Source organism: Antarctobacter heliothermus (assembly GCF_002237555.1).
GTDB lineage: Bacteria > Pseudomonadota > Alphaproteobacteria > Rhodobacterales > Rhodobacteraceae > Antarctobacter > Antarctobacter heliothermus_B.
In genome coordinates this window covers 3,177,403-3,202,804 of record NZ_CP022540.1, presented here as the reverse complement: position 1 = coordinate 3,202,804, position 25,402 = coordinate 3,177,403, and the positions used below count along the sequence as shown (strand labels likewise).

Genomic DNA, 25,402 nt, shown 5'->3' with positions numbered 1-25,402 from the left:
GGCGTGGACCCGATTTAAAGCGAGGAGCATATGTTGCTTCTTGCTGCGAATTCGCCAAGGGTTAGCGCATGACACGCAACACGCTCTCCATCCGATTGGCCCGACAGACCGACCTGCCCGCTCTGATCGCCCTTTATGCCGATGATGACATTGGACAAACGAGGGAAAAGGCCAAGCCCGATCCAGCGTATCAAAGCGCGTTTGACGCTATTGATGCCGACCCCAATCACTTGCTTGTTGTCGGTGAAAAAGACGGCGTGATCGCCGCAACTTTGCTGTTGTCGTTTATCCCCGGCCTGTCCCGTCACGGTGCATGGCGCGCGCAGATAGAGGCGATGCGCGTGGCCCGGGCGCTGCGCGGCAAGGGTCTGGGCCGGGATCTGGTCGACTGGGCGATGGAGGAGGCGCGGCGGCGCGGATGCTCTTTGGTGCAGCTCACCTCTGACCGTCGAAGAACCGACGCCCATCGATTCTACGAACGCGCCGGATTTGAGCCGACGCATTTCGGTTTCAAACTATCACTGGAGACGACATGACCAAATTTCCGGTCTTTGACGGACACAACGATCTGGTTCTGCGCCTGCTGCGGGGCGATGTGACCGCAGAACAAGTGACCGAGGGCCTGCACGATGGCCACATTGACAAGCCGCGCGCACAAAGCGGCGGCTTTGGCGGCGGCATGTTCGCGATTTTTGTGCCCAGCCCCGGCAACAAAGCCGTCCGGCACGAAGAAATGATCAAACCGGCCTATGACATTCCACTGCCTGAAATCGTGTCAGAAGTTGAAGCGCTGGACTGGACCGATCGCGGGTTCGCGGCGCTTGAGGATCTTGAGACGGCGGGCGCTGTCCGCCTTTGCCGGACAGCCGCCGAGGTAGAGACCGCCCTGCCCGCACCGGAAATGGCCGCCGTCATGCATATTGAGGGCGCCGAGGCGGTGGACCGAGAGTTTGAGCGCCTGCATACTTGGCACGCGCGCGGGTTGCGATCACTCGGCCCGGTCTGGAGCCGGGACACCGTCTGGGGGCACGGTGTGCCGTTTCGCTATCCGTCCGACCCAGACACCGGGCCGGGTCTGACAGAGGCGGGCAAGGCGCTGATCCGCGAATGTAACCAGCTGAAGATATTGGTGGATTTGTCCCATCTGAACGAAAAAGGCGTCGATGACGTCGCGCGCATCACCGATGCGCCGCTGGTGGCGACGCACTCTAACGCATGGGCCGTTTGTCCGCATTCGCGCAACCTGACCGACCGTCAGCTGGACATGATCCGCGACAGTGATGGAATGGTGGGCATAAACTTCGCAAGTGCCTTTCTACGGCCGGACGGACGAATGGATGCAGAGTTTGAGCTTGACATAATGCTCCAACATTTTGACCATCTGGTCCAAAGACTGGGTGAAGACCGCGTTGGCCTTGGATCGGATTTTGACGGGGCACTGGTACCCGCACCGATCGGAGACTGCTCAGGCCTGCCCGCTCTTGTCGAGGCACTGCGATCTCATGGTGTGGATGACGGCCTGATGGCCAAGATCACACATGGGAACTGGTTGCGCGTCCTAAGGAAAACTTGGGGCGCTTGATAATAAAAACAGGGAGTTACAACATGAAACAATCTTTTGTCGCAGCGGTGGTCACCGCAATGCTGTCGGCAGGCGTCGCCGCGCCTGTCATGGCTGAAACGCCGCCGAACATGTTGGTGATTGCCAACCGGATCGACGACATCAAGACATTCGATCCGGCCGAAAGCTTTGAATTTGCGGGCGCCGACGTCAGCCGCAATGTCTACAACAAGCTGGTGAACTTCGATCCGCTGGATCTGGATGCCGGTTATCAGCCCGATCTGGCCGAAAGCTGGGATATTTCCGAGGATGGCAAGACCATCACCTTTACCATGGCGGACGGCCATGTGTTTGCATCGGGCAATCCGGTGACAGCCAAGGATGCGGAATTCTCGCTGCGCCGCGCCGTGCTGCTGAACAAGACGCCGTCGTTTATTCTGACGCAGTTCGGCTTTACCGCCGAAAACGTCGAACAGACCATCGTTGCAACCGATGACAAGACACTGGTCCTGACGCTGGACAAACCCTACGCCGTCTCCTTTGTCCTGAACTGCCTGACCGCAACCATCGGCGGGATTGTCGACATGAAAACCGCCATGGCCAATGAGGTCGACGGCGACATGGGCAACGCGTGGCTGCGCACCAACACCGCCGGTTCCGGCCCCTACAAGGTCGTCGACTGGAAACCGAATGAAAGCGTCCTGATGGACCTGAACCCGAACTACGGCGGCGAAAAGCCCGCCATGGAACGGGTGATCGTCCAGCACATTCAGGAAAGCGCGACACAGCGCCTGCAGCTGGAACGCGGCGACATTGACGTTGCGCGCAACCTGTCGCCCGAGGATGTGGCCGGTCTGGAAAAGGTCGATGGCGTCAAGATCGTGGACGAACTGCGCGGCCGCCTGATGTATTTCTCGGCCAACCAAAAGAACGAGATGCTGTCCGATCCCAAGGTGCTTGAGGCGCTGAAATTTGCCACCGATTATGAGGGCATGTCCGGGTCGTTCCTCAAGGGACAGTACACCGTGCATCAGGCCTTCTTGCCGCTGACCTTCCTTGGCGCGCTAGAGGACAAACCGTTCTCATACGACATCGAAACCGCCAAGGCCGCGCTGGCTGAGTCCGCATTCCCGGAATGTGGTCCGATCAAGATCTCTGTGCGCGACGCGCAGGAACGCCTTGATATTGCTCAATCTTTGCAAAACACATGGGGCATGATCGGATGCGAAGTCGAACTGGTCGTCGGCACCGGCGCGCAGACGTTGGACCGCTACCGTGCGCGTGAGCATGACATCTATCTTGGCGCATGGGGCCCGGACTACCCGGATCCCAACACCAACGCGGGCACCTTTGCCGTCAACCCCGACAACTCTGACGCGGCGGGGGCCACTGGCCTTCTGGCATGGCGCAATGCCTGGGGTATTCCGGAGATGAGCGAGCAGACCCTTGCCGCCGTGGTCGAGAACGACACCGACAAACGGCGCGAGATGTATCTGGCCCTGCAGGCCGAGCATCAAAAGGTCAGCCCCTTTGGCGTGATGTTCCAACAGATCGAACAGAACGGCATGGGTGCCAGCGTCGAGAACTTTGTCGCCGGCGGCGCGACGACGGCGGTCTCCTACTGGGTCATTACAAAGTAAATGCCCGATACCCAAGCTCGTAGCGAAGGACGGCAGATGCCGTCCTTCCCTCCGTGGCTGAGAAAGACGCTTGCCACGGTTGCGACCGTGGCGGCGACGATCCTCGGTCTTCTTTTCGTGACGTTCATGATCGGCCGGGTGATGCCGATCGACCCGGTTCTGGCCGTGATCGGCGAACGGGCGACACAAGAACAATACAATCAAACCTATATCGACCTTGGACTGGATCAGCCGTTGCTGGTGCAATTCGGGATCTATGTGAACGACGTTCTGCACGGCGACTTCGGCAAATCGATCCGCACCGGCCAAGAGGTCACCACCGACATCGCCCGCGTGTTCCCCGCGACGCTGGAACTTGCCACGCTGGGCACCATCATCGGCATCGTTCTGGGTGTGCCGCTGGGTGTGGTGGCGGCCGTCCGGCGCGGCAGCTGGATTGACCAACTGGCGCGCTTTGTCGGGCTGATTGGCTACTCCATGCCCATCTTCTGGCTGGGCCTTGTGGGGTTGCTGGTGTTTTACGGCATCCTTGGCTGGGTTGCCGGGCCCGGACGTCTGGGGATCTTCTATCAGGGGATCGTGGAGCCGATCACCGGCATGTTGCTGATCGACAGTGCGCTGCGTGGCGAATGGACAGTGTTCAAGGACGCATTTTCGCACATCATCCTGCCCGCCGCCTTGTTGGGCTACTATAGCCTTGCCTACATCAGTCGGATGACGCGCTCCTTCATGCTGGAACAGCTGGGCACGGAATATGTCACCACAGCGCGGGTCAAAGGGCTGAGTGAATGGCAGGTCGTCTGGGGCCATGCCTTTCGCAACATCCGCATCCAGCTGATCACCGTGATCGCACTGGCATACGCCAACCTGCTGGAAGGCTCCGTGCTGACAGAGATCATCTTTGCGTGGCCGGGACTGGGCAGCTACATCACGACCTCGCTGTTGGCCAATGACATGAATTCTGTCTTGGGCGGCACCATCGTGATCGGCACCATCTTTGTCGGGATCAACATTTTTTCCGACCTGCTCTACCGCTTCTTTGATCCGAGGTCCAAATGACCAGCACATCCAGCACACAAGGACTGCGCAGCTGGCTGCTGTCAGAAGAACCCAGTTCGCGCCGACAGGCCCGGTTTGCCTCTTGGTACAAGGGCTGGCTGACGTTCCGGTCAAACACGCTGGCGATGTTCGGTCTTGCCGTTCTGGCGTTCCTGATCTTGGCAGCCATCTTTGCGCCGCTGCTGGCCAGCCATGATCCCTTTGCGCAGGATCTGGGCCAACGGCTGTTGGCACCGGGTGACAACGGGCATCTTCTTGGCACCGACAGTCTGGGGCGGGATATCTACTCTCGGCTGCTATACGGCGCGCGCATCTCGATCTATATCGTGCTGCTGGTCGTCATGGTGGCCCCGCTTGTCGGGCTGATCGTCGGCACCGTCTCCGGTTATGCCGGGGGATGGATCGACGTGTTGTTGATGCGGGTCACGGACATCTTTCTTGCCTTTCCGCGGCTCATTCTGGCGCTGGCCTTTGTCGCCGCGCTGGGGGCCGGGATCGAGAATGCGGTGCTGGCCATCTCATTGACCGCATGGCCGCCCTATGCCCGTATCGCGCGGGCAGAGACGCTGACCATCCGCAATTCCGACTACATCCACGCAATCCGCCTGCAAGGTGCCGGGCCGCTGCGCATCGTCACGCGCCATATCTGGCCACTGTGTATCTCATCGCTGGTGATCCGGGTGACGCTGGATATGGCGGGCATCATCCTGACAGCGGCGGGACTTGGCTTTCTGGGCCTTGGCGCGCAACCGCCCAGCCCGGAATGGGGCGCGATGATCTCTGAGGGACGCAAGTACATCCTGGATTACTGGTGGGTCGCAACGATCCCCGGCATCGCGATCTTTGCCATCAGCCTTGCCTTCAACCTGCTGGGTGACGGGCTGCGCGACGTACTGGACCCCAAGGAAGGCGACGCATGACAGACGAGTCCCCCCTTCTGGACGTCGAGAACCTATGGGTCAGATTCCAGACCCGCTCAGGCGTGTTTGACGCGGTACGCGGCATTTCCTTCACCCTTGGCCGCGAACGTCTTGGCATTGTCGGCGAAAGCGGCTCGGGCAAGTCGATGACGGGTCGCGCCGCGCTGCGCCTGATCCGCCCGCCCGGCATGATCGAGGCGGACAAGCTAGAGATCCATGGTGAGGACATCCTGTCGCTGCCGGAACGGCGAATGCGCAAACTGCGCGGCGGGCGGGTGTCGATGGTGATGCAGGATCCCAAGTTCTCGCTCAACCCGGTGATGAGTATTGGCCAACAACTGGTTGAGTCGCTGCGCGCCCATGAAGCCGTGTCACGCAGCGCCGCACGCAAACGCGCGATCGAAGTGCTGGATGAGGTTGCAATCCGCGATCCTGAGCGGGTCTTTGACCTGTACCCGCATGAGGTCTCCGGCGGCATGGGCCAGCGCATCATGATCGCCATGATGCTGCTGCCAAACCCTGAAATCCTCATCGCAGATGAACCGACCTCAGCGCTGGATGTGTCGGTGCAGCTTCAGGTGCTGGACATCATGGACAAACTGGTGCGGGACCGGGGCATGGGGTTGATGTTTATCAGTCATGACCTGAACCTTGTCGCCAAGTTCTGTGACCGCATCGCCATCATGTACGCAGGCCGCATCGTCGAAACCTGCAAGGCCAGCGAGTTGGGCCAAGCGAAACACCCCTACACGCTGGGCCTGCTCAATTCAGTCCCCGATCTGGAACACCCCCGCGACCGGCTGGAGGTCCTGCAACGCGACCCGGCCTGGCGTGAGGCCCCATCCGTGAGTGCCCGCCAATGAGCGCCATCGACATCCGCAATCTAGACGTCTGGTTCGGCTCTGGTGCCGAACGCGCGCTGGCCGTCAAAGACGTCAGTTTTCAGGTGGCCGACGGCGAAAGCTTTGGCCTTGTAGGGGAAAGCGGCTCTGGCAAATCGACGATCCTGCGGGCCATCGCCGGACTGGTTCCAACATGGTCCGGAGAGATGAAAGTCGCCGGAGAGGCCCTTGGTACGCGCCGTAGCAAGGCCTTCTACCGCAAGGTTCAGATGGTCTTTCAGGATCCCTATGCCTCGCTCCATCCACGCCAGACGGTTGATCGCGTTCTGTCAGAGGCGATGGGTCTGCACGGCGTTCAGGACGTCGACAAACGCATCGGTCGCTTGCTGGACGACGTCGGTCTTGGGGCGGGCTTTCGCTTTCGTTATCCGCATCAATTGTCCGGGGGACAACGCCAGCGCGTCGCCATTGCGCGTTCTCTGGCCTGTGATCCGTCGATCCTACTGCTGGATGAGCCGACCTCCGCGCTGGATGTGTCCGTTCAGGCGGAGATCCTGAACCTGCTGACCGATCTGCGCGAAGAGCACAAATTGACCTATGTGATGGTCTCGCACGATCTGGGTGTGGTGGGACATCTGTGCGAACGGATCGGCGTGATGAAAGAGGGCCGCTTTGTCGAGGTCTTGGCCGTCGATGACATGCGCAAGCGTAAGGCCAAAGATCCCTACACGCGTCACCTGCTGGACAGTTCCATCAATTCCGTCCGCTAGGGTCGCGCGCCATGCCCCGTGTCGAACAGGCAGCAACCAATTGCCGCCGGTCGGCTCTACCGTGTCTCAACGCGCGTTGGTCATAGCGCGCTGTGTTCAAGCGGAGGAGAAATGGTGGGTGATAAGGGATTTGAACCCCTGACATCTTCGATGTGAACGAAGCGCTCTACCACTGAGCTAATCACCCGGTGGCGGTCCTATTACCGCCACAGTGCGCGCGGCGCAAGAGGGCGGCGGCGCAAAAATGCCCCCAATTATCGCCCCTGCCCGCCTCCGCGTCGGCGCGGCAGCATCGGCACAGTCCGAATCCGAATCTCACATCGCGCCAAGCAGTTGCTTGACTTGCAACGAATCTCCAATGCACGCTTTTCCACACGTTTTACCTGGGCTTGGAGAAAAACATGAAAAAGACGATTGCTGCCGCAAGTCTTCTGGTCGCTGCCACGACCTCCACAACCGCATTCGCGGGGGGCTATGACGAACCTAATGTCGCACCACCGGTCATTGTCGCTGAGACACAACAGACCAGCAGCAGCGGCGGATTGCTGATCGCCCTGATGACGGTCGTGGTCTTTGGCGTCGCCGTCAGCCAGTAAGGCAAGTCGCGAAAAGCGTTCCGGGGACCACGGGGACGAGACTAATAAAAAAAAGGCCTCGTGGCACGACTGCGGGGCCCTTTTCTGCGTTTTGACCCAAAGGGCACCGACGCCGACTGTTCGCAAGAATCGCTTCAACAATGCGCGCTTTGAAAACCTGCCGTGACGCCAACCTGCTGGCATAGGTGGCTGTTGCGTCCCACGGGGCCTTGTGAAGAGCCTGACCGCCCCGTCTTCGGGGGCCGGTCTCCTTATCCCGCTCGTGCTGATTGTCATCCTTGCAACCGCCGCCAATTCCGGCGGAGGCGGCAGTCACTAGTTTCCCCACGACGACCCATAAAGCCGGGCACGCCCCGAACGACAAAAAACGCGCGGAGGGCAACCACCGCGCGTTTTGCGTTTCATGTCAGGGACGGACAGTGGCCAATCAGTGCGCCCGTGCGCTCGCCACCGTCGCTTCTGCCTGCGCCTTGGCGGCAGCAGCGGCCTCTTCCGCGGCCTCATCCCAATCCACTGCTTCGGGTTTGGAAATCAGTGCGATGTCCAGCACCTCGGAGACGTGTTTGACCGGGATGATCTCCAGCCCCTGTTTCACGTTGTCTGGCAGTTCGACCAGATCTTTTTCGTTCTCCTCAGGGATGAGAACGGTCTTGATCCCGCCACGCAGCGCCGCCAGCAACTTTTCCTTCAAGCCACCGATGGGCATCGCGTTGCCACGCAGGGACACTTCGCCCGTCATGGCGATATCCTTGCGCACCGGAATGCCCGTCAGCACCGACACGATCGACGTCACCATGGCCAGACCGGCCGACGGCCCGTCCTTGGGTGTTGCACCGTCCGGAACGTGGACGTGGATGTCCAGCTTATCGAACTTCGGCGGCTTCACCCCGATTTGCGGCGAGATCGAGCGCACATAAGAGGCCGCCGCATCGATGGATTCCTTCATCACATCGCCCAGCTTGCCGGTGGTTTTCATCCGGCCCTTGCCCGGCAGCTTCAGCGCCTCGATCTGCAACAGATCGCCACCAACCGACGTCCACGCCAACCCGGTGACGACACCAACCTGATGCTCATCCTCGGCCAGACCATAGCGGAACTTCTTCACGCCAAGGAAATCAGAGAGGTTCTCGGCTGAAATCGTGACCTGATCGGTCTCTTTCTTGACGATCTTGGTCACCGCTTTACGCGCCAGTTTGGCAATCTCACGTTCCAGATTCCGCACGCCCGCCTCGCGCGTGTAGTAGCGCACGATGTCGGTCAACGCGTCGTCCTGAATGGTGACTTCACCCTTCCGCAGGCCGTGGTTCTTGATCACCTTGTCCAGCAAGTGCCGCTTGGCGATTTCGATCTTTTCGTCCTCGGTGTAGCCCGAAAGCGAAATGATCTCCATCCGGTCAAGCAGCGGCCCCGGCATGTTATAGCTGTTGGCCGTGGTCACGAACATCACGTTCGACAGATCGTATTCCACCTCAAGATAGTGGTCGACAAACGTGCCGTTCTGTTCGGGGTCCAACACCTCCAGCATGGCCGACGCCGGATCACCACGGAAATCCTGACCCATCTTGTCGATCTCGTCGAGCAGGATAAGCGGGTTGGTGGTTTTGGCCTTTTTCAGCGCCTGAATGATCTTGCCGGGCATAGAGCCGATGTAGGTCCGACGGTGGCCGCGGATCTCGGATTCGTCACGCACGCCGCCCAGCGAGATACGGATAAACTCGCGTCCCGTGGCCTTGGCAACGGATTTCCCAAGCGAGGTCTTACCGACACCCGGAGGGCCGACAAGGCAAAGGATCGGACCTTTGAGCTTTTTCGACCGCGCCTGAACGGCGAGATACTCGACCATCCGCTCTTTGACCTTTTCAAGGCTGTAGTGATCCTCATCAAGGATCTCCTGCGCCCGGTTCAGGTCTTTTTTCACACGGCTTTTCACGCCCCACGGAATGCTGAGCATCCAGTCTAGGTAGTTGCGTACCACGGTCGCCTCAGCGGACATGGGCGACATGTTCTTGAGCTTTTTCAGCTCGGCATCGGCCTTTTCGCGGGCTTCCTTGGACAGCTTGGTGGCAGAAATCTTTTCTTCCAGCTCGGCGATTTCGCCTTCGCCCTCTTCGCCGTCACCCAGCTCCTTCTGAATGGCCTTCATTTGCTCATTCAGATAATATTCGCGCTGGGTCTTCTCCATCTGGGTCTTGACGCGGGTCTTGATCTTTTTCTCGACCTGCAGGACCGACAGTTCGCCCTGCATCAGGCCATAGACCTTTTCCAGCCGCTCACTGATGGACAGCGTTTCCAGCAATTCCTGCTTTTGGTGGACTTCCACGCCCAGATGACCGGCGACAAGGTCAGCCAGTTGCGCAGGCTCAGTCGCCTCACCAACGGCGGACAGCGCCTCATCGGGGATGTTCTTTTTGATCTTCGAATAACGCTCAAACTCTTCGGCGACCGTATGGACCAGCGCTTCGATGGCGGCGGTATCGCCGGGCATCTCTGTCAGGTACTCGGCCTTGGCCTCAAAGTAGTTGTCGTTTTCGATGTATTCTTCGATGCGCACACGCGTCTGGCCCTCGACCAGCACCTTGACGGTGCCATCGGGCAGTTTCAGCAGTTGCAGCACATTCGCCAGCACGCCGGCCTTAAAGATACCGTCGGTGCCGGGATCATCGATGCTGGGATCGATCTGCGACGCCAGCAGGATCTGCTTGTCGTCGTTCATCACCTCTTCCAAGGCGCGCACAGATTTTTCGCGCCCTACAAAAAGCGGCACGATCATATGCGGGAACACCACGATGTCCCTGAGCGGCAACACCGGATAGGAGGAATTGAGAGGTTGTTTCATGCTCGTGTCCTGTTCTTGGCAAGACGTCCCTGCCCCGCTTCGCGGCAACATCTGGGTCGTCTCCGGTCATGGAGAACAAAAAGTGGGCCTTTTCTGTCCAATTTCAAGCGTCGCCTGTTCGGGCTTGGCCCCTTCTATCCGGCAAACATGACGCGTGGCGCGCGGGCGTGCAAGCGGGGTTTTCCGGCAAATCCGATCGGCCCAAAAGATTGTCGGATCTGAGACTGGGCGCGCCCCGCTGACGGGACGCGCCTTTTTCATGGCGAAAGGCGTCAGGCGGCCTTGTCGCTCAGCGCCGGGTAGTCGGTATAGCCTTTGGCCCCACCACCATACAGCGTGCCCGGGTCCAGATCGTTCAGCTCTGCGCCCAGTTCCAAACGGCGTTCCAGATCGGGGTTGGCGATATAGGGACGACCGAAAGCCACCAGATCGGCCTGCCCGTTCGCCACGCGGGTCATGGCCATGTCGCGGTCGTAGCCGTTGTTGGCCATCCACGCGCCGTCAAACCGCGCCTTCAACCCATCCAGATCGACACCGTCGGGCATGTCTCGCGGACCGCCGGTCTGACCCTCGATCATGTGCAGATAGGCCAGCCCCCGGCCCGACACGAAATCGACCAGAAACTCTGCCAGCGCCTTGGGATCGCTGTCCACGGCCCCGTTGGCCCCAGAGAACGGCGACAGGCGCAGCCCCACATGGCCCGCATCCCAAGCAGCGGAAACCGCATCCAGAACCTCGCCCAGCAGTCGGGCGCGGTTCTCAAACGATCCGCCATAGGCGTCATCGCGGAGGTTGGTGCCGTCCTTGAGGAACTGGTCCAGCAGATAGCCATTGGCGCCATGCACCTCGACCCCGTCAAAGCCCGCCGCCTTGGCGTTCAGCGTTGCCTTGCGGAAATCCTCGACGATGCGCGGCAGCTCATCCAGATCCAGCGCGCGCGGCTCGGACACATCGACCATCTGTGTACCGTCAAAGGTCGGCACCCCTTCGGCCCGGATGGCAGAGGGCGCAACAGGAGCCTTGCCGCCCTCTTGCAACGAGGTATGGCTGATCCGGCCAACGTGCCACAGCTGGAGGACGATCTTGCCGCCCTCGGCATGGACGGCGTCGGTCACCTTTTTCCAACCGGCCACCTGCGCGTCGCTATAGATACCCGGCGTCCAGGCATAGCCCTTGCCCTCGGGCGAGATCTGAGACGCCTCGGTGATGATCAGGCCGGCACCCGCGCGCTGACGATAATACTCGACATGAATATCCATCGGCGCATCGCCTTCCAGCGCACGGTTGCGGGTCAGGGGTGCCATCACCACGCGGTTGCGCAATGCGATAGCGCCAATGGTGATCGGATCGAAAAGACTGGTGGACATAGGGTGGCTCCTTGATCGACTTTTTCCAAGCCTGAGTGATTTCGGACTGAATGACCCTGTTAAGGTATTGGTGCCTCGCCCATCTCCAAGACCCGGACGCCCCGCATGAATGGACATGCACTGTGCGCGCACGCGCATTGAATGGCGGAACGCTTTCGCAAAAGCCGAAACACGATCTTTCAATGTATCAATTCCACCCTGACCCCATTGCACACAGGCAGTTTTTCGCCGAAATCGGCGAAAACCATTGCATCAATCTTTGCAAAACCTTCATTTTACTTCGCGGTCGGGGCAGCCTAGCCCCGTCATCAGAACGGGGTGACCACACCCGAACACAACCCAGAGGAGCACGCCCATGCGCATCGCAATCCTTGGCGGCGACGGTTTCGTCGGCTGGCCCACCTGCCTTCACCTCTCTGCGCAGGGCCATGAGGTCCACATCCTCGACAACCTGTCGCGCCGCTGGATCGACACCGAACTGGGGGTGCAATCGCTGACCCCAATGGATTCGATTCAGGAGCGCTGTCGCATCTGGAAGCAGACCAGCGGTGAGACCATCCATTTCCACCTGCTGGACCTTGCCAAGGAATTCGAGCGGCTCAAACAGTGGCTATCGGACGTGCGCCCCGATGCGATCATCCATTTCGCCGAACAGCGCGCCGCGCCCTATTCGATGAAGACCGACCGGCACAAGGTCTACACCGTCAACAACAATGTCAGCGCCACGCATAACCTGCTGGCCGCGATGGTGGAATCCGGCTGCGACGCGCATCTGGTGCATCTGGGCACCATGGGCGTTTACGGCTATTCCTCTGTCGGCGCGCCGATCCCCGAGGGCTATCTGGACGTCACCATCGACACGCCCAACGGCCCAAAAGCGCAAGAAATCCTGTACCCGACGCGGCCCGGCTCAGTCTATCACATGACCAAATCACTGGATCAGATCCTGTTCCAGTTCTACGCCCAGAACGACGGCGTGCGGATCACCGATCTGCATCAGGGCATCGTCTGGGGCACCCACACCGACCAGACCCGCCGGCATGAACAGTTGATCAACCGGTTCGACTATGACGGCGACTACGGCACCGTTCTGAACCGCTTTCTCATTCAGGGGGCCATCGGATATCCGCTGACGGTACATGGCACCGGCGGGCAGACGCGGGCATTCATCCACATTCAGGACTCGGTGCGCTGCATCGAACTGGCGCTGGCCGACGCGCCAGAGGCCGGTGAACGGGTGCGCATTTTCAACCAGATGACAGAAACGCACCGCGTCCGCGATCTGGCGGAAAAGGTATCGGACCTGACCGGCACCCCGGTGAAATACCTGCCCAACCCCCGCAAAGAAGCCGCCGAGAATGATCTGATCGTCAAGAACGACCAGTTCCTCGCGCTGGGTCTGAACCCGATCACGCTGGCAGAGGGCCTGCTGGCCGAGGTTGTCGATGTGGCCAAGAAATACAGCCACCGCATCGACCGCAGCCGCGTCGCCGCCGTGTCCGCATGGACCAAGGACATCGGCACCCGCGTCGACCACGACCCAGAGGGCAAGGCGCTGCGGTCAGTATCGTGAGCCGGGCTTATGTGACCTTGGTAACCAACGCGGATTTCGCGTTGGGTGCCAAGGCTTTGCTGCATTCTCTGAATGTAACGGGAACGCAGGCCGACCGGGTTGTGCTGCATACCGGCGGCGTGCCGGAAACGGCGCTTGCGCCGCTACGGACACTTGGCGCACAGCTGACAAAGGTGGACCTGTTGCCCACCTCTGACGCTTTCAACACTGCCCACGCGAAACAGGCGCTGCACGGCAAGGCACCGTTCACCAAAGGCACCAAACCCGCCTTTCACACGCCGCTCGACAACTTCTGCAAGCTGCGCCTGTGGCAACTGCCTTATGAGCGCGTGATCTTTCTGGACGCTGACACGCTGGTCCTGCGCAACATCGACAAGCTGTTCGACTACCCCGAATTTTGCGCCGCCCCTAACGTCTATGAAAGCCTTGCGGATTTTCACCGGATGAACTCCGGCGTCTTTACCGCGCGCCCCGCGCGGGCCACCTTTGACGCGATGATGGCGCGGCTTGATACGCCCGGCGCCTTCTGGCGGCGCACTGACCAGACCTTTTTGCAGGACTTCTTTCCCGACTGGAACGGGCTGCCGATCCGCTACAACACGCTGCAATACCTGTGGTTCAATCTGCCCGGCCTCTGGGATTGGGACACCATAAACGTCCTGCACTTCCAGTACGAAAAACCGTGGAAAGACACCACGCCAAAGCAGATCGCCTGCGCCCTCTGATCGACCTTTGGCTGGCCTATGCGGCGGGTGAGACACCCGACCTCGCTGCATTGCCTCGCACCCGATGATCGCCCTCACAGGCGCAACTGGCCTGCTGGGGCGCTTTCTGCTGGACGGGTTGCCCGGCCCGGTGATCACGCTGGGCCGCCGCCCGGTAACGGGCCACGCCCACCGTCCTTGGGATCTCACGGGCCCGGCCCCTGATTTGACTGGCGTCACAACGCTGATTCACGCCGCCTTTTCCCACGTTCCGGGCCGTTATCGCGGCGGTGAGGGCGACGACCCCGACGGCTTTCTCAACGCAAACCTCGACGGAACCCGCCGCCTGTTCGACGCCGCCGCCAAGGCCGGGGTGCACAGGGTTCAGTTTATCTCATCCCGCGCGGTGTTTGACGGCCAGCCCAGCGGCGATCCCCTGACCGAAGACACCCAGCCCAATGCCGCGTCCCTCTATGGACAGGTCAAGGCACAGACAGAGGCGCATCTCGCCGCCCTGCCCCTGATCGGCCAAAGCCTGCGCGCCACCGGCGTCTATGGCCCCGGCCCCACCCACAAATGGCAAGACCTCTTCGCCGACTACCTGTCAGGCAAACCCATCCCCCCACGTCGCGGCACCGAAGTTCACGGCGCAGACCTCGCCCAAGCCTGCCGCCTGCTGCTCAACAGCGATCAGACCGGCGCGTTCCACATCTCCGACATTCTGCTCGACCGTCATGATTTGCTAACAGAGGTGCAAACCCTCACCGGATGCCCGCACAGGCCACCGCCCCGCAGTGATCGGCAGGTCGACGCCCTGATCTGCACCCGCTTGCCCGCCCTCGGCTGGCAACCGGGCGGCATGGGCCTGTTGCGCGCCGACTTGCCGAAGATGCTGGAGCAATAAGAACTGCACGACCGGTTTTTGGCGTGCGTGCGGACAAGGCTTGATCCTCTTTCTCGCGGTATCGTCTCGGCGGAGAAAGTGAACCAAAGGTAAAACCGTCTCTGTAACCCATTGATTTTCAACACCCATGAATGTGTCCACGCGTGGACAGCTCACAAAGGCTCAATATCGCCTTCAGCCCGCATCGCATGAAACTCTGTCTCAAAGGCCTCAAACCGCCCGTCAGAAATCGCCTCTCGCATCCCCGCCATCAACTCCTGATAATAATGCAGGTTGTGCCAGGTCAGCAGCATCCCCGAGATCATCTCACCCGCCCGGAAAACATGGTGCAGATAGGCGCGTGAATAACCCCGGCAGGCCGGACAGGTACAATTCTCGTCCAAGGGGCGCGGATCATCCGCATGACGCGCGTTCTTGATGTTGACCTGCCCACGCCGGGTCCATGCCTGCCCGGTCCGACCAGAACGCGACGGCAGAACACAGTCCATCATGTCGATGCCACGCTTGACGGCGCCCACGATGTCGTCAGGCTTGCCCACGCCCATCAGGTAACGCGGGCGGTCCTCGGGCAGCATGCCGGGCGCATAATCCAGACAGCCAAACATGGCCTCCTGCCCCTCGCCCACGGCCAGCCCACCAACCGCGTAGCCATCGAATCCGATACCCTTCAATGCCTCGGCACTCTCGCCGCGTAGATCCTCTTCCAGCCCACCTTGCTGGATCCCGAACAGCATATGGCCGGGCCGATCACCAAAGGCCTCGCGCGACCGCGCCGCCCATCGCATCGACAACCGCATGGACTGTGCAATTCGGTCCCGATCCGCGGGCAAGGCCGGACATTCGTCAAAGGCCATCACAATGTCCGATCCCAACAGCTTCTGGATCTCCATCGACCGCTCCGGCGACAACATATGCTTGGACCCGTCGATATGGCTGCGGAAAGTCACGCCGTCCTCAGTCAACTTGCGCAGCTCCGCCAGGCTCATCACCTGAAAGCCGCCCGAATCCGTCAGGATCGGCCCCGACCAGTTCATGAACGTGTGCAGCCCACCCAGCCGCGCCACCCGTTCGGCACCGGGGCGCAGCATCAGGTGATAGGTGTTGCCCAGCAGGATATCCGCGCCGGTCGCGGCCACGCTTTCGGGCATCATGCCCTTCACCGTGGCCGCCGTGCCGACGGGCATGAAAGCCGGTGTGCGAATCTCACCGCGCGGCGTGCGGATAACGCCTCGCCGTGCGCGCCCGTCACGGGCGATCAATTCAAAAGATGTCTGTGCCATGCGCGCCCCTCTACACCCTTCCCCCGCCGGAACAAAGCCGCAAAACGTGCCCCACGCCCCAACCCGAGGCAAGGCACCGCAGGGGCCACAGCCAAGGCACCCTGTTGCGCGCTTGCGCGCTCAATCGGATCACCGCTTGCCCATTGCCGCGGACCCCGCCACTCTGCCGACATGAGCAGGACACCCACTTACCCCGGCGGCATCGACGCCATCATCGCCCAGTATGAGGCCCGCCGCGCCCCGCTGCCACGCGACCACGGGTTGCCGCCCGCCGGCGCCGATCTCACAGCCCTCGCTAACCAGATCGTCGACGACCCGGACAAGGGTCCCTTCGCTCCGCCCTTTGCCGACAATCTGCAGCGCAAGACCTATCAGCTTCGCAAGGAATTGCAGGGGCAGTCGGAACTGACCGTCCTGCACGGGCTGACCATCTCACATTTGCGCAAGCGCAGCTTTCCCGATCACGCGCCACTGCTGTTCCAGCGCTTGTGGGCCGACCAAGGCGCGCACCTGCTGGACCAACTTGACGCGCGCTGGCTGGTCTCTGCGGTCACGACCTTTGGCGACCACGGCACCACCCCGGTGCAGCGCAGCACCGGCCTTGCCCTCACAACCCTCTTTGGGATGATGAAACTCTACGAAAGCGAACGCCTCTACAGCGGCAAATCGCCCGACACCCCCTTTGCCGTCACCGATCGCCACCGTGCCAAACTGCCGCTTCAGATGGACGCCTATGCGCTGGTCGGCGGCGGGTTGGACGTCAACCTGATCGCGCGTCTGTGGCAAGAGGCCGAAGGCGATCCGGTGATCCAACCACTGGCGCATCACCTCCTGGATCTGCTGATCCATGACCCGGCAGGGGTCTTCCGCCGCCTTTCGATCATGTCCGCCCGCAAGGCCCGCCGCGACAAATCGCAGACCATGGCGGAAAACCCCGCCCCGGTCCCTGCCCGCCCGCGCAAAACGGCAGAGACCTTGCGCTGGGGCCTTGTCAGCACCATCAAGGCACCGCTGCCCCAGATCGCGCGCTTTGCCGCCCATCACCTCGACTTTGGTGCGCAGGATTTGCACCTCTACCTCGACCACCCTGATCCAGAGTCTGCGGCCTTTCTGTCACGCCATCCGCGCATCCATGTCACCCAATGTGACGATGCCTATTGGCAGGCCTCCGGGCGCGCGCGGCCAGAAGCGCACCAGTTGCGGCAAGCCTACAACGCCACACGCACCCTGCGCGCCTGCGCGGATACACTCGACTGGTTGGGCCATATCGACCACGACGAGTTCCTGATCCCGGCGCAGCCCCTGTCGCAGATCCTTGCCAGCATCGCCCCCGACATCGCGCTGGCCCGCGTTCCGCCGGCAGAGGCACTGGCGCGCGAGGACGGCCCGCCCCAGCATTTCAAGCTGACCCACAAACAGGCCGGGGTGAAGAAATCGCAGCTTCAGGACATCTATCCCACCTTCGGCCTGCATTTGTTCGGCGGTTTCCTCAGTCACACGGGCGGCAAGGTCTTTGCCCGCCCCGGGATTCCCGACACCCGCCTTGGCATCCACACGCTGAAATACAAAGGCGAGGACGCCACCAACCGCTCCAAGCCCGACGGGCTGTTTTTGGCCCATTTCCACGCACCCGATTGGGCCCATTTCCACAGCCACCTGACGTTTCGCCGCGAAAAGGGATCTTACCGATCGAACGACGCACGCCCCGAGATGGGACAGGGTGAACTGCTGGCCTACCTGGAACAAGAAGAGGGAGAGGCCGGGCTGCGCGCCTTCTTTGACGAGGTTTGCTCCGATACGCCGGACCTGCGTGCCCGTCTGGCAGCGCATGGCATGTTGCTGAGCCATGAGTTTGACTTTGACGCCTGCGTGCGGCGCGTGTTCGGGACCCTGCCGTGACGCGCTGGGGCACCGTTACGACAGTCAAGGCACCGCTAAAGGCGATCCTGACTTTTGCCGCATGGCACCTCGAACAGGGGGCGCACCGGATCTACATCTACCTTGATGAGGACGCGCCACAGACCTTTGCCACCCTCAAGGCCCATCCGAAAATTCGCGTCACGCAGACCGACGCCGCGTATTGGGCCAAGCGCAATGGCCGCCCGGACAAACATCAGGCCCGACAGTCCGCCAACGCCCGTCACGCCAACAACCGCAAGCCTGAGGTCGACTGGCTGGCCCATATCGACGTGGACGAATTCCTGCTGTCTGACCGTCCGGTGGCCGAACACCTTGCCACCCTGCCCGCCGACGCGCTCTGCGCCCGCTTCCGACCCGTAGAGGCGCTGGCCCCCGGCAACGCCACCGCCCCCGGAGAGACCGCCTTCAAGGCGTTCCATCTGGACCAAACCGCCCGCCAACAGGCGGCAGAGGTGTGTTTTCCCACTTGGGGCCAGCACCTGTCAGGCGGTTTTCTCAGCCATGTGGCGGGCAAGCTGTTCTTTCGCGCCGGTACCAAAGGTCTGCAAATCCGCATCCACAACGTGATCCTGAACGATGTACAAAATCCCGGTCAGGTGGCGCTGCCCGACATCGAACTGGGCCATTTCCATGCCGCCAGTTGGGAGCATTTTTTGGATGCTTACCGCTTTCGTTTGGCGCGTGGCTCTTACCGGGCTGAATTGAAACCGCAGGCGCGCGGTAAAAATGCCCTGACACTGCACGATCTGTTTCAAAGCATCGAAGCGGCAGGCGGCGAACCCGCCCTGCGTCAATTCTACGACGAAGTCTGCGTCGCCAACTCCACGCTGTGTGACAAGCTAGCCGCCCATGAACTGCTGCGCCGCCACCATCTGCGGCTGGACAAAATCCGCGATTGTCACTTTCCTGTGATCAATCAGGCTTAAACAGAATCTAAATCCACGTTCTCGAACCAGTCAATCTGTGACTTATCCGCCTTACAGCCACGTCCCGATTGACCTTTTGCCAAGATTTTAATAAGGCAAGCCTCACCAAGGGGATGAATGCACTGCTTATGGACCACGCGGGTCCGCTCCCCATCAGATGCGCGGGCCAGGTACAGTGTCCGCAAAACAATCGGACATCAATGACCAAATTTTCTGATCTGAACCTCAGCCCGAAAGTCCTGAAAGCCGTCGAAGAGGCTGGCTATGAAACGCCCACGCCGATTCAGGAAGGTGCCATTCCGCCCGCTCTGGAAGGCAAGGACGTTCTTGGCATCGCCCAGACGGGCACCGGCAAGACCGCCAGCTTTACCCTGCCGATGATCACCAAACTGGCCCGGGGCCGCGCACGCGCGCGGATGCCGCGCTCTTTGGTGCTGTGTCCAACGCGGGAACTTGCGGCGCAGGTGGCCGAAAACTTCGACACCTACTCCAAACACGTCAAACTGACCAAGGCGCTGTTGATCGGGGGCGTGTCGTTCAAGGAGCAAGACACCCTAATCGACAAGGGTGTGGATGTGCTGATTGCCACCCCCGGCCGCCTGCTGGACCACTTTGAGCGCGGCAAGCTGTTGCTCACCGGGATCGAAATCATGGTGGTGGATGAGGCAGACCGGATGCTGGACATGGGGTTCATCCCCGATATCGAACGCATCTTCAGCTTGACACCGTTCACCCGCCAGACTCTGTTCTTTTCCGCCACCATGGCGCCCGAGATTGAGCGAATCACAAACACCTTCCTGTCGGCCCCCGCCCGGATCGAGGTGGCCCGTCAGGCCAGCGCGTCCGAGACCATCGAACAGGCCGCCATGGTATTCCGCCCCTCACGCAAGGATCGCGAAGGTAGCGAAAAACGCCGCATGCTGCGCGACCTGATCGACGCCGAAGGTGCGACCTGCACCAACGCCATCATCTTTTGCAACCGCAAAGTTGACGTGGACGTCGTCGCCAAGTCGCTCAAGAAATACGGCTATGACGCCGCACCGATCCATGGCGATCTGGACCAATCACAGCGCACCCGGACACTGGACGGGTTCCGCGACGGATCGTTGCGGTTCCTTGTGGCCTCTGACGTGGCCGCGCGTGGTCTGGACATTCCGTCGGTGAGCCATGTGTTCAACTTTGACGTGCCCAGCCACGCCGAGGACTATATCCACCGCATTGGCCGCACAGGCCGCGCCGGACGGTCTGGCAAAGCGATCACGATCTGTACGCCGCGAGATGAGAAATACTTCGACGCTGTCGAACGGCTGCTGCAAAAGGCAATCCCGCGCATTGGCAACCCCAAGGCACCGGAACCAGAGGCCGCACAGGTCCCTGCACCCACCGCAGCTCCTGCACTCACCGCTGCTCCTGCGCCAGTCGCTGCTCCGGCTCCGGTCCGTGAATCTGCCGAAGAGCAGCCCCGCAGGTCGACAAGCCGTCGGTCGGAAAAGCCCGCACCGCGCAGCGAAAAACCTGCACAGCGTAACAATGAAAGCCGCGCGCCGCGCGACTCTAACCGTGGTTCTGATCGCCGCGGCGGTCGCGACAGCAATGTCGTCGGTCTGGGCGATCACCTGCCCGAGTTCATTGCGCTGAGCTTTGACGAGCGTCGGGCCAGCTAAACCTCCGGGACCACTGAACAAAAAAGGCCGGTCCCTGGGGACCGGCCTTTTTGCATTTTTTGTCCTGGCGGGATGATCAGCTCAACCGGCTGACCACCACTGTCACCTCGGGCTTTTTGCCGATCTCGTTCAGTGAAGTCTGCCGCGCAACGCGCCGCAACCCTTCTTCCAGCTTGTCGTCATCGGTCCGCACCTTGTCCCCGGCTCGCCCCAGAAACTGCGACAGATCCTCTTCGAGCACGTCCACCAGCGGCGCATTGCTACGCCCCTTTTCTGGCAGCCCCATCAGGTCGCACCACGGCTCTCCCAACGGTTCATCCTGCTCATCCAGGATCACGGTCACCACCACATGACCGTTCAGCGCCATACGGATGCGGTCCCGCACGATCCCGTCCATCGCACCGATCTGCACAGAGCCATCCAGATAGGTGCGCCCGGTTTCGACATATTCGACCACGCGCGGCTCATTCCCGCTGAGATCGACCATCATGCCGTTGACCGCCAACACCCCGGCGCGGCGATTTTTTTCCGCCAGCCGGACGTGTTCACGCAAATGGCGGTGCTCGCCGTGCATCGGGATCACAACCTGCGGGTTCACAATGTTCTGCACGGTTTCCAGATCCGGCCGGTTGGCATGGCCCGAAACGTGGTAATCGCCCATAGAGTCGTCAACAATATCGACGCCCTTTTCACTAAGCTGGTTCATGATACGGATGACTTCGCGTTCATTGCCCGGGATCGTCTTGGAGGAGAAGAGGAACAGATCGCCCTCCTTCAACTCGATCCCGTTGTATTTGCCGCGCGACAGTTGCGCACTGGCGGCGCGTCGCTCTCCTTGACTGCCAGTCACCAACAGCATGACATTCTCACGCGGCAGGTGGCTGACGTCTTCGGGGCCGATCACCTTGGGAAAGCCGGTCAGGACACCGGTTTCCACCGAGGCCTCGATCATCCGGCGCATCGCGCGCCCCAGCAGACAGATCGACCGACCGGCGCGGTCGCCCGCCTCTGCCAGTGTCTTGACCCGCGCCACATTCGACGCAAAGGTCGTGGCGACAACCATGTTCTTGGCCTCAGACACCAGCTTTTCCACCGCCGGGCCAACGGTCGTCTCGGACCGGCCCGCATGGGGGGAGAATACGTTGGTCGAGTCGCAGATCAACGCCTTGACCCCCGGCTTTGACACCTCTTCCCACAATTTCGGATCCCACGCCTCGCCCACCAAAGGTGTTGTATCCAGCTTGAAATCACCTGTGTGGATCACCCGTCCTGCGGGTGTGTCGATCACCAACGCACTTGATTCCGGAATCGAATGCGAAATCGGCAAAAAGCCAACCGTGAACGGCCCGGCATTGACCGTCTCGGGCCATTTCGAAACGGTCCTGACCGCCTTGCCCTCAACATTGTATTCCGCCAGTTTGCCGCGCGCGATATTGGCGGTGAAGGCACGCGCATAGATCGGCACGCCCAGCGTCTCAAAGGTATGTCCCACCGCGCCGACATGATCCTCATGCGCGTGGGTGATGAACAGCGCTTCGATCCGGTTCCTGTTCTCTTTCAGCCAGGTGATATCTGCAAAGATGATGTCGACCCCCGGAGTCGTGTCCATGTCCGGAAAAGTGACACCCATGTCCACGACAATCAGGCGCTCTGCACCCGGCTTTCCATATCCATAGACATAACAGTTCATGCCGATCTCGCCGGCACCCCCAAGGGGAAGGTAGATTAATCTGTTTTCGCTCATGCGCGGGCCTCTAGTCTCTTGTTGTGATTATGGATGCGGACCAGCCCGTGCATGGTCAGGAATTCCTCGTAGGCATCGAACAACGGGTCTGCCTGCTGGAAGAGTGGCGCCAGCCCGCCTGTAGCGATAACCTTCATGGGACGGTCGCGTTCCGCCTGGATGCGGAGACAAATCTCACGCACCAGCCCGACATAGCCCCAAAAGATGCCGGATTGCATGCAGGCCACCGTATTGGTGCCCACAACGCGCTGCGGCTTGGTGATATCAACGTTCGGCAGGGCAGCAGCGGCCTGATGCAGCGCCTCCAGGCTCAGGTTCACCCCCGGCGCGATCGCACCGCCGACATAGGCCCCATCCGCATCGACAACGTCAAACGTAGTGGCGGTGCCGAAATCGACAACAATCAGATCGCCACCGAACAGGTCATACCCCGCCACCGTATTGACCAGCCGGTCAGGGCCGACTTGGGTGCCCTCGTCCACCCGCACATCCACCGGCAACGCACAGTCGGGTTTGCCCACGACCATGGGCCGCGTGCCGAAATAGCGGTCCGACAGGACACGCAGGTTGAACACAACGCGCGGCACCGTCGATGAGACAATCACATCGGTAATATCGGCGTCGATCTTCTGGAATTCCATCAGAGTGGACAGCCAGACATAATACTGATCGGCGGTACGCTGATGTTCCGTAGCCGTGCGCCATGTGGCGACGAATTCCGTGCCGTCCCAGATTGAGAAGACGGTATTTGTGTTGCCACAGTCGATGGCCAAAAGCATGCGTTGCCTATCCGAAAAAGATGTCCGCCGCCGCGACGGTCACGCGGCCCTTGGGGGTCTTTAGGACAAGTTGCCCCGTGGCGTCCACCGTCTCGAAGACCCCGGTCTCGGTATCGCGCGCCGTCCGGGCAGTGATCGTCTCGCCCAGACGGGCCGCGCGCTGCAACCAGAGACTGCGGATCGGCTCAAACCCATAAGTGACAAAGCGCGCTTCATGCGTGGCATAGGCCGAGGCCAGCGCACTGAGAAAAGCCTCCGGCGTGACCCGGACCCCGGTCTCCGGCAACAGCGCCACCGGCGTCACCGCACGCTCTTCCACCTGAGACATCTCAGGGGCTGCCAGCAAATTGACCCCGATGCCGATGGCCAGATGCCCGCCCGGCCCACCGATGCTTTCCAGCAGGATCCCCGCCAGTTTGCCCCCGTTCAGCAAGACATCGTTGGGCCACTTTAGCGACAGACCAATCGCCGTGCCGGTCACACGCTCCAGGGCATCGTACAGCGCCAGCGCCGCCACAAAACTGCGCAGCGCCACCCGATCTGGCGTCTCGGTCGGGCGCATCACCAATGTCGCGGCAAAATTCCCTGCAGGATTAACCCAGGCCCGGCCGCGCCGCCCCCGCGCCGCCGTCTGCTGCAACCCAAGGATCCACTCTGGCCCGGCCAGCGTCCCCGCAACCCGCACCGCCTCGGCATTGGTGCTGTCCACTTCAGCCAGTACCCGTCGTCCATACCCTTGCGGCCAGTCCATGGCAGGCCCCCGTTTCTTCTGTCTGAAAATATCCCGGGGGAATCGACCGCAGGGAGACGGGGGCAGAGCCCCCAATCACCGCGCGCCCGCAAGGGCGCGCGGCCACCCAAATCAATTGACCAGCGTTGCCGCCGCCGCCTGTGCCGCGCCTTCGATGCCAAACAGGTTGACGACACCCGCCACCATGATCACCGCCGACACCATCAAAAAGCCCCACAGAACCGGCGACTTTCCACCGTCCAGTGCGTCTTCGCGGTCTTCGCCAAAGTACATGTAGAACACGATCCGCAGGTAGTAGAACGCCCCGATCACGGACGCGATCACACCTGCCACAGCCAGCCAGGCCAGCCCGCCCTCATAGGCGGCGCGCAAGACATAGAACTTGCCAAAGAACCCGACCAGCGGCGGCACACCTGCCAAGCTGAACAGCAGCACCAGCATGGCCAACGCCTTGCCCGGCTCCTTGGTTGAATACATGCCAAGGCTCTCGATGTCCGTCACCGGCTGACCGTCACGTTCCATCGACAGGATAAAGGCAAAGGTGCCAACGTTCATGGTGACGTAGATCGCCATGTAGATCAGCATCGCCTGCACACCCAATTCGGTGCCCGCCGCCAGCCCCATCAACGCATATCCCATGTGGGCGATCGACGAATAGGCCATCAGGCGTTTGATGTCGCGCTGGCCGATGGCCGCGATCGAGCCCAAGAACATCGACAGCACCGACAACAGCGCAATCACCTGCCCCCAGTCCGCCGTCGCATTGCCAAAGGCGTCAAACATGACCCGCGCAAACAGCGCCATGGCGGCGACTTTGGGTGCGGTGGCAAAAAAGGCAGTGACCGGCGTGGGGGACCCTTCGTAAACATCCGGCGTCCACATGTGGAACGGCACGGCCGAGACCTTGAACGCCAGACCGGAAATCAACATCACCAGACCGATCAGCAGACCAATCGGCATTTCGCCTTCAGTGGCGGTCTGGATGATGCCTGAAAACAGCGTCGTCCCGGCATAGCCGTAGGTCAGCGATGCGCCGTAAAGCAGCAGACCCGACGACAGTGCGCCCAGCACAAAATACTTCAGTCCCGCTTCGGTCGATTTGGCACTGTCACGGCGCAGCGACGCCACGACATACAGCGACAGAGATTGCAGTTCGAGCCCCATGTAGAGCGCCATCAGATCGCCGGCCGAAACCATCATCATCATGCCGACCACGGCCAGAGTGACCAACAACGGGTACTCAAAGCGCAGCAACCCCCGCCGCATCATGTAGCCTTCGCTCATCAGCAAAACCGCCGCCGCAGAGACAAGGATCACAACCTTGGCAAAGCGCGCAAAACCGTCGTTCACGAACATCCCGTTAAAGGCGACTTGCGTGCCCTCACCCGTTGCCCCGATCCAGAAGGCCAGCGCCAAGAACAGCGCCGAGGTCGCCCAGACCAAAACCGGCGCCAGCTTGTCTTTGCTGGTGTAAACCGCCCCTACCAAGGCTGCCATCGCAAAGACCGACAGCAGGATTTCCGGCAGGATGATGTTGAGATCAGCCGAGATCATGTCCCGCTCTCC

Annotated in this window: 20 protein-coding genes, 1 tRNA gene and 1 pseudogene; 14 read left to right on the top strand and 8 right to left on the bottom strand. The window is 61.0% G+C overall.

The annotated features are described in order from the left end of the window. The first annotated feature begins 68 nt into the window (after positions 1-68). The 7 genes from ANTHELSMS3_RS15385 to ANTHELSMS3_RS15355 are packed head-to-tail and all read left to right on the top strand — an operon-like array spanning position 69 to position 6,792. The gene (locus ANTHELSMS3_RS15385) at positions 69-536 is read left to right on the top strand and encodes a GNAT family N-acetyltransferase (protein ID WP_094035643.1); all 468 of its coding nucleotides are present in this window, start codon (positions 69-71) and stop codon (positions 534-536) included. After that, a complete protein-coding gene (locus ANTHELSMS3_RS15380; RefSeq protein ID WP_094035642.1) occupies positions 533-1,582 on the top strand; it encodes a dipeptidase in 1,050 nt (349 codons plus the stop codon). The genes ANTHELSMS3_RS15385 and ANTHELSMS3_RS15380 overlap by 4 nt, the downstream gene beginning before the upstream one ends. 23 nt (positions 1,583-1,605) lie before the next feature. Continuing rightward, complete coding sequence (locus ANTHELSMS3_RS15375) at positions 1,606-3,201, top strand: ABC transporter substrate-binding protein (protein ID WP_094035641.1); 1,596 nt, start codon at positions 1,606-1,608, stop codon at positions 3,199-3,201. Between the two features lie 36 nt (positions 3,202-3,237). Beyond that, entirely contained in the window at positions 3,238-4,260 is a 1,023-nt protein-coding gene (locus tag ANTHELSMS3_RS15370) for an ABC transporter permease (RefSeq protein ID WP_198319820.1), read from the top strand. Then, positions 4,257-5,180, top strand: a complete 924-nt coding sequence (locus tag ANTHELSMS3_RS15365; RefSeq protein ID WP_094035639.1) for an ABC transporter permease — start codon at positions 4,257-4,259, stop codon at positions 5,178-5,180. The genes ANTHELSMS3_RS15370 and ANTHELSMS3_RS15365 overlap by 4 nt, the downstream gene beginning before the upstream one ends. Further along, entirely contained in the window at positions 5,177-6,043 is an 867-nt protein-coding gene (locus tag ANTHELSMS3_RS15360; protein WP_094035638.1) for an ABC transporter ATP-binding protein, read from the top strand. The genes ANTHELSMS3_RS15365 and ANTHELSMS3_RS15360 overlap by 4 nt, the downstream gene beginning before the upstream one ends. Further along, positions 6,040-6,792 carry an ABC transporter ATP-binding protein gene (locus ANTHELSMS3_RS15355; protein WP_094035637.1) on the top strand — a complete coding sequence of 251 codons (753 nt, stop codon included), beginning with the start codon at positions 6,040-6,042 and terminating at the stop codon, positions 6,790-6,792. The genes ANTHELSMS3_RS15360 and ANTHELSMS3_RS15355 overlap by 4 nt, the downstream gene beginning before the upstream one ends. A gap of 112 nt (positions 6,793-6,904) precedes the next feature. Here ANTHELSMS3_RS15355 and ANTHELSMS3_RS15350 read toward each other — a convergent pair. Further along, a tRNA-Val gene (locus tag ANTHELSMS3_RS15350) sits at positions 6,905-6,979 on the bottom strand. Between the two features lie 214 nt (positions 6,980-7,193). On the opposite strand from ANTHELSMS3_RS15350, the gene ANTHELSMS3_RS15345 reads away from it, so the two are divergent. Further along, positions 7,194-7,388: a hypothetical protein gene (locus tag ANTHELSMS3_RS15345; protein ID WP_094035636.1), complete on the top strand. Its 195-nt coding sequence runs from the start codon at positions 7,194-7,196 to the stop codon at positions 7,386-7,388. Positions 7,389-7,815: 427 nt separating this feature from the next. On the opposite strand, the gene lon is transcribed toward ANTHELSMS3_RS15345, so the two are convergent. Continuing rightward, positions 7,816-10,224 (bottom strand): endopeptidase La, encoded by a 2,409-nt coding sequence (gene lon, locus ANTHELSMS3_RS15340; protein WP_094035635.1) that lies wholly within the window; start codon positions 10,222-10,224, stop codon positions 7,816-7,818. Between the two features lie 272 nt (positions 10,225-10,496). Further along, a complete protein-coding gene (locus tag ANTHELSMS3_RS15335) occupies positions 10,497-11,591 on the bottom strand; it encodes an alkene reductase (protein ID WP_094035634.1) in 1,095 nt (364 codons plus the stop codon). 355 nt (positions 11,592-11,946) lie between these two features. Here ANTHELSMS3_RS15335 and ANTHELSMS3_RS15330 point away from each other — a divergent pair, with 355 nt between their 5' ends. From ANTHELSMS3_RS15330 to ANTHELSMS3_RS15320, 3 genes and pseudogenes are all read left to right on the top strand, one after another. Further along, positions 11,947-13,164, top strand: coding sequence for an NAD-dependent epimerase/dehydratase family protein (locus ANTHELSMS3_RS15330; protein ID WP_094035633.1), 1,218 nt, complete (start codon positions 11,947-11,949; stop codon positions 13,162-13,164). After that, positions 13,161-13,957, top strand: a pseudogene (locus ANTHELSMS3_RS15325) (glycosyltransferase). The gene ANTHELSMS3_RS15330 and the pseudogene ANTHELSMS3_RS15325 overlap by 4 nt, the downstream one beginning before the upstream one ends. Next, positions 13,954-14,772, top strand: coding sequence for an NAD-dependent epimerase/dehydratase family protein (locus ANTHELSMS3_RS15320; protein WP_094035632.1), 819 nt, complete (start codon positions 13,954-13,956; stop codon positions 14,770-14,772). Before ANTHELSMS3_RS15325 ends, ANTHELSMS3_RS15320 begins: the two are co-directional and overlap by 4 nt. Positions 14,773-14,924: 152 nt before the next feature. Here ANTHELSMS3_RS15320 and tgt read toward each other — a convergent pair whose 3' ends face one another. Next, positions 14,925-16,052: a tRNA guanosine(34) transglycosylase Tgt gene (gene tgt / locus ANTHELSMS3_RS15315; RefSeq protein ID WP_094035631.1), complete on the bottom strand. Its 1,128-nt coding sequence runs from the start codon at positions 16,050-16,052 to the stop codon at positions 14,925-14,927. Between the two features lie 171 nt (positions 16,053-16,223). Here tgt and ANTHELSMS3_RS15310 point away from each other — a divergent pair, with 171 nt between their 5' ends. The 3 genes from ANTHELSMS3_RS15310 (at position 16,224) to ANTHELSMS3_RS15300 (ending at position 20,562) form a co-directional block, all read left to right on the top strand. Next, positions 16,224-17,951, top strand: coding sequence for a glycosyltransferase family 2 protein (locus tag ANTHELSMS3_RS15310; protein ID WP_094035630.1), 1,728 nt, complete (start codon positions 16,224-16,226; stop codon positions 17,949-17,951). Then, positions 17,948-18,898 carry a glycosyltransferase family 2 protein gene (locus ANTHELSMS3_RS15305; protein WP_094035629.1) on the top strand — a complete coding sequence of 317 codons (951 nt, stop codon included), beginning with the start codon at positions 17,948-17,950 and terminating at the stop codon, positions 18,896-18,898. The genes ANTHELSMS3_RS15310 and ANTHELSMS3_RS15305 overlap by 4 nt, the downstream gene beginning before the upstream one ends. Positions 18,899-19,098: 200 nt before the next feature. Then, positions 19,099-20,562, top strand: coding sequence for a DEAD/DEAH box helicase (locus ANTHELSMS3_RS15300; protein WP_094035628.1), 1,464 nt, complete (start codon positions 19,099-19,101; stop codon positions 20,560-20,562). Positions 20,563-20,638: 76 nt separating this feature from the next. On the opposite strand, the gene ANTHELSMS3_RS15295 is transcribed toward ANTHELSMS3_RS15300, so the two are convergent. From ANTHELSMS3_RS15295 to nuoN, 4 genes are all read right to left on the bottom strand, one after another. After that, positions 20,639-22,306: a ribonuclease J gene (locus ANTHELSMS3_RS15295; RefSeq protein WP_094035627.1), complete on the bottom strand. Its 1,668-nt coding sequence runs from the start codon at positions 22,304-22,306 to the stop codon at positions 20,639-20,641. Beyond that, the gene (locus tag ANTHELSMS3_RS15290) at positions 22,303-23,085 is read right to left on the bottom strand and encodes a type III pantothenate kinase (RefSeq protein WP_094035626.1); all 783 of its coding nucleotides are present in this window, start codon (positions 23,083-23,085) and stop codon (positions 22,303-22,305) included. Before ANTHELSMS3_RS15290 ends, ANTHELSMS3_RS15295 begins: the two co-directional genes overlap by 4 nt. A gap of 7 nt (positions 23,086-23,092) precedes the next feature. Then, on the bottom strand, positions 23,093-23,836 hold the full coding sequence (locus tag ANTHELSMS3_RS15285) for a biotin--[acetyl-CoA-carboxylase] ligase (protein WP_094035625.1): 744 nt from the start codon (positions 23,834-23,836) through the stop codon (positions 23,093-23,095). Between the two features lie 111 nt (positions 23,837-23,947). Continuing rightward, the gene (gene nuoN / locus ANTHELSMS3_RS15280; RefSeq protein WP_094035624.1) at positions 23,948-25,390 is read right to left on the bottom strand and encodes an NADH-quinone oxidoreductase subunit NuoN; all 1,443 of its coding nucleotides are present in this window, start codon (positions 25,388-25,390) and stop codon (positions 23,948-23,950) included. Positions 25,391-25,402 lie beyond the last annotated feature (12 nt).

Bases quoted from the DNA above. Each gene is read 5' to 3' on its own strand.
- ANTHELSMS3_RS15385 (WP_094035643.1), top strand. From the start codon at position 69: ATGACACGCAACACGCTCTCCATCCGATTGGCCCGACAGACCGACCTG.
- ANTHELSMS3_RS15380 (WP_094035642.1), top strand. From the start codon at position 533: ATGACCAAATTTCCGGTCTTTGACGGACACAACGATCTGGTTCTGCGC.
- ANTHELSMS3_RS15375 (WP_094035641.1), top strand. From the start codon at position 1,606: ATGAAACAATCTTTTGTCGCAGCGGTGGTCACCGCAATGCTGTCGGCA.
- ANTHELSMS3_RS15370 (WP_198319820.1), top strand. From the start codon at position 3,238: ATGCCGTCCTTCCCTCCGTGGCTGAGAAAGACGCTTGCCACGGTTGCG.
- ANTHELSMS3_RS15365 (WP_094035639.1), top strand. From the start codon at position 4,257: ATGACCAGCACATCCAGCACACAAGGACTGCGCAGCTGGCTGCTGTCA.
- ANTHELSMS3_RS15360 (WP_094035638.1), top strand. From the start codon at position 5,177: ATGACAGACGAGTCCCCCCTTCTGGACGTCGAGAACCTATGGGTCAGA.
- ANTHELSMS3_RS15355 (WP_094035637.1), top strand. From the start codon at position 6,040: ATGAGCGCCATCGACATCCGCAATCTAGACGTCTGGTTCGGCTCTGGT.
- ANTHELSMS3_RS15345 (WP_094035636.1), top strand. From the start codon at position 7,194: ATGAAAAAGACGATTGCTGCCGCAAGTCTTCTGGTCGCTGCCACGACC.
- lon (WP_094035635.1), bottom strand. From the start codon at position 10,224: ATGAAACAACCTCTCAATTCCTCCTATCCGGTGTTGCCGCTCAGGGAC.
- ANTHELSMS3_RS15335 (WP_094035634.1), bottom strand. From the start codon at position 11,591: ATGTCCACCAGTCTTTTCGATCCGATCACCATTGGCGCTATCGCATTG.
- ANTHELSMS3_RS15330 (WP_094035633.1), top strand. From the start codon at position 11,947: ATGCGCATCGCAATCCTTGGCGGCGACGGTTTCGTCGGCTGGCCCACC.
- ANTHELSMS3_RS15320 (WP_094035632.1), top strand. From the start codon at position 13,954: ATGATCGCCCTCACAGGCGCAACTGGCCTGCTGGGGCGCTTTCTGCTG.
- tgt (WP_094035631.1), bottom strand. From the start codon at position 16,052: ATGGCACAGACATCTTTTGAATTGATCGCCCGTGACGGGCGCGCACGG.
- ANTHELSMS3_RS15310 (WP_094035630.1), top strand. From the start codon at position 16,224: ATGAGCAGGACACCCACTTACCCCGGCGGCATCGACGCCATCATCGCC.
- ANTHELSMS3_RS15300 (WP_094035628.1), top strand. From the start codon at position 19,099: ATGACCAAATTTTCTGATCTGAACCTCAGCCCGAAAGTCCTGAAAGCC.
- ANTHELSMS3_RS15295 (WP_094035627.1), bottom strand. From the start codon at position 22,306: ATGAGCGAAAACAGATTAATCTACCTTCCCCTTGGGGGTGCCGGCGAG.
- ANTHELSMS3_RS15290 (WP_094035626.1), bottom strand. From the start codon at position 23,085: ATGCTTTTGGCCATCGACTGTGGCAACACAAATACCGTCTTCTCAATC.
- ANTHELSMS3_RS15285 (WP_094035625.1), bottom strand. From the start codon at position 23,836: ATGGACTGGCCGCAAGGGTATGGACGACGGGTACTGGCTGAAGTGGAC.
- nuoN (WP_094035624.1), bottom strand. From the start codon at position 25,390: ATGATCTCGGCTGATCTCAACATCATCCTGCCGGAAATCCTGCTGTCG.